Origin of the sequence: Streptomyces sp. NPDC047000 (assembly GCF_040644295.1) — a bacterium.
GTDB lineage: Bacteria > Actinomycetota > Actinomycetes > Streptomycetales > Streptomycetaceae > Streptomyces.
Genome location: NZ_JBEYWE010000071.1, coordinates 1 through 3031, shown reverse-complemented (window position 1 = coordinate 3031; position 3031 = coordinate 1). Strand labels below are relative to the sequence as shown.

The 3031-nt window shown below is 68.5% G+C and carries 4 protein-coding genes; 2 read left to right on the top strand and 2 right to left on the bottom strand.

The window, feature by feature from the left end; all coding sequences use genetic code 11:
* Both ABZ862_RS38355 and ABZ862_RS38350 read left to right on the top strand, forming a co-directional pair.
* Nucleotides 1–599, top strand: a 599-nt coding sequence (locus tag ABZ862_RS38355) for a hypothetical protein (protein ID WP_360969225.1), incomplete at its 5' end; no start/stop codon positions are given.
* Nucleotides 596–1174: a hypothetical protein gene (locus ABZ862_RS38350; protein WP_360969222.1), complete on the top strand. Its 579-nt coding sequence runs from the start codon at nt 596–598 to the stop codon at nt 1172–1174. The genes ABZ862_RS38355 and ABZ862_RS38350, both read left to right, overlap by 4 nt.
* A gap of 25 nt (nt 1175–1199) precedes the next feature.
* Here the strand turns inward: ABZ862_RS38350 and istB are convergent, their stop codons facing one another.
* Entirely contained in the window at nt 1200–1988 is a 789-nt protein-coding gene (gene istB / locus ABZ862_RS38345; RefSeq protein ID WP_360969220.1) for an IS21-like element helper ATPase IstB, read from the bottom strand.
* A 4-nt stretch (nt 1989–1992) separates the two neighbouring features.
* Nucleotides 1993–2928: a hypothetical protein gene (locus ABZ862_RS38340; RefSeq protein WP_360969217.1), complete on the bottom strand. Its 936-nt coding sequence runs from the start codon at nt 2926–2928 to the stop codon at nt 1993–1995.
* Between the last annotated feature and the right edge of the window lie 103 nt (nt 2929–3031).

The window sequence follows — 3031 nt, the reverse complement described above, 5'->3', positions numbered from 1 at the left end:
CCAGGCTTTCGACATCGCCTTCGACGGCCGCCTCACCGCGTCCCAGCGGTAACAACCAACCCACGAGTTACACCACTCGCTGGACAGACCCGGACCTGGATGCCCGCTCCGAGGTAGCCACCGAGACCGTCGTCGCTGGCCTGAACCTGTTCCACGAGTACGGCCTCGTCCGCGGAAAGTGGAACCCGAACGGCGGTGCCAGCTTGGCCACCTACTTCGTCGGCGCCTCTATCCGCTCCTTCAAAACCGTCTATTCCCGCTGGTTCCGCAGCACGCAAACGGGGCAGGCTGAACTGGACTCGCCCTTCAGTGACCTCGACGGTGCGTCCAGCGACTGGGACATCCCCGACCAGCGCGCCACCGACCCCTTCTACGCCGCAGCCACCCATGACGAGATCAAGCGCATCCTTCCGTACGTCACCGACACCAAGGTCCGCAGAGGGCTCGCCCTGCGCGCACTGGGCTACACCCAGCAGCAGGCGGCCGCAGAGGTCGGCCTGACAGAGAAGGCGCTCGAAGGCCGCATCGGCCGACTCCGCGCCCGCATCCTCACCGACCTGGCCAAGCACCCCGACCTCGGAGAAGGGGGAGAACGATGACCGTCCGGAAGGGCGAACCCATGGATCACCTCACTGCGACGGACGAGGAATTCGACGCGCTGCTCGACGCCTCCAGCCTGGGAGCCCCACATGTTGTCGCCGAGACCGGCGACATTCCCGCTACGGCCCGGCGCCGCATGGTGCAAGCCGTCCAAGAGCGGGAAGTGACCCTTGCTCTAGTAGTCGGCAACTCGCGATCGATGCAATACGACGAGGCTGACAGCTGCCTCGAAGCGTCCAACGGCGGGGAACGGACGGCGCAGAAGACACAGTCGATCTACTACCAGCACCTCGTCGCCCATCCCTTCTTGTCGGGTGTCAGCACCGGGAAGAGCGGGATCTCTACTGCCCTTCTTGTCTCACTCCACCGCGTTTTCCTCAAGACAGTCGGCAGCAGACCTGAACCGGCTGCACACAGGTCCTGGATCGAGCCGCTGCCAAAGGGCACGCTTCGAAGCACTCTGTGGCTGTCTCGGGATGAGAACCTCAGGAGAGGCACACCGCGACGCTGCAGCTCTGATGGCGTACCGGTGATGTCGGCGGTCTCTGAACCTGGACCCCTTTGGGGTCGATGACTTTTGACCCCGTGTGTGCAGTTGTTCACCCGTTTGCCGCGCTCGGGGTGCGACCGATGTCGCGGTCTTTGAGGCGGTAGGACTCTCCCTTCAAGGAGAGCACATCGGCGTGATGGACGAGGCGGTCGATCATGGCGGCGGCCACGGTGTCGTCGCCGAACACCTCTCCCCAGCGTCCGAACGGTTTGTTGCTGGTCACGATCACGGACGCGCGTTCGTAGCGGCCGGAGATCAGCTGGAAGAACAGGTTCGCCGCTTCCGGCTCGAAGGGGATGTAGCCGACCTCGTCTATCACCAGGACGGGGACGCGGGCGAGGCGCAGGAGCTCGTCCTGGAGCTTTCCGGCGGTGTGGGCGGCGGCCAGGCGGTCGACCCACTGGGAGGCGGTGGCGAACGCGACGCGGTGTCCGGCCTGGCAGGCACGGATGCCCAGGGCGATGGCCAGGTGGGTCTTGCCGGTGCCGGGCGGGCCGAGGAAGACCACGTTCTCCTTGCCGGTGATGAAGTCCAGGGTGCCCAGATGGGCCACCGCCTCCCGTTTCAGCCCGCGCAGGTGGGCGAAGTCGAACTCCTCCAGTGTCTTGCGGGCGGGGAAGCGGGCGGCGCGGATGCGGCCCTCGCCGCCGTGGGTCTCGCGGGCGGCGACCTCGCGCTGCAGGCAGGCGGCCAGGTACTCCTGATGTGACCAGGACTCCGCGGCGGCGCGTTCGGCGAGCCGGTCGGCGGCGTCCAGCAGGGCCGGTGCTTTCAACGCGCGGGTGAGGAAGGCCAGTTCCGCGGTGATGTCCCGGGAGGTGGTGGTGCGGGTGGCCATGGTGTCACTCCTGTCCTGCGCCGCCCTCGATCAGGTGGAAGACGCGGTCGTAGGCCGGCAGATCCGGCTGCTGGACCTCCACCGCCGCGGCAGCGACCGCCCCGCCCGGGCGATGGCGGTGCCGCATCACGGTGGCGGCATCGGCGTGGTCCGGGTCGGTCAGCGTCTGGTGGCGGGCCCAGCAGCGTGCGTGCTCGGCGACCAGGCGGCCGTCCAGACGGGCCCGCACCGTTTCGGTGTCCGCCTCGACCTGCACGATCCGCCCGATCGCGGCCGGGTGGACGGAGTAGTCGCAGGTGTCCAGGCGGATGTAGTGGTCCCGGCCGATCCGCACCGAGGTCTGCCACCAGCGCGGCGGTGCGGTCGGCGGCAGCGGCAGCATCGCGGCCCGGTCGGCCTCCCACCGCTCGGCCGGACGGGCTTCCAGGGTGCGGTGCACCCGCCGGTTGGCGACCTCGAGCCATCCGGCCAGCTGCGTGTTGAAGTCGGCCGGGGAGGTGAACACCCTGCCGGGCAGGAACGACGTCTCCAGATAGCCGTTGGCCCGTTCGACCAGTCCCTTGGCCTCCGGATCGCGGGGCCGGCACAGGATCACCCTGCAGGCCAGCAGCCCGGCCAGCGCGGCGAACTCATGGCCGAGCACGACCCGGCCCTCGCGGCGGCGTCCGATCGCCGCCTCGTTGTCCCAGACCAGGGCCCGGGGCACCGCCCTCCACCCGGACAGCAGGTCCCAGTGCCCGCTCACGAGATCGGCGGCCTGTCTCGACGGCAGCATCCGCGCGGTGATCACCCTCGAGTAGCCGGCCACCATCACCAGCACCGGCGGGCGCCCTGTCTGCCCGAAGCCCAGCGGGATGTCCACCGGCGGGAACCACAGATCGCACTGGGCTGTCGGCGTACACCCGAACACGGCCAGCGAGGTACAGAGATACGTCCCCATCCTTGCGGCCCTCTCTGTCAGCCTTGGGTGAGACATCCCGCTTCGTCGGGTTAGCCTGAGAGGGCACGACAGGAGAACCACCCCCTCATGACCAGCACCAAGC

Bases quoted from the DNA above. Each gene is read 5' to 3' on its own strand.
- ABZ862_RS38340 (WP_360969217.1), bottom strand. From the start codon at position 2,928: ATGGGGACGTATCTCTGTACCTCGCTGGCCGTGTTCGGGTGTACGCCG.
- istB (WP_360969220.1), bottom strand. From the start codon at position 1,988: ATGGCCACCCGCACCACCACCTCCCGGGACATCACCGCGGAACTGGCC.
- ABZ862_RS38350 (WP_360969222.1), top strand. From the start codon at position 596: ATGACCGTCCGGAAGGGCGAACCCATGGATCACCTCACTGCGACGGAC.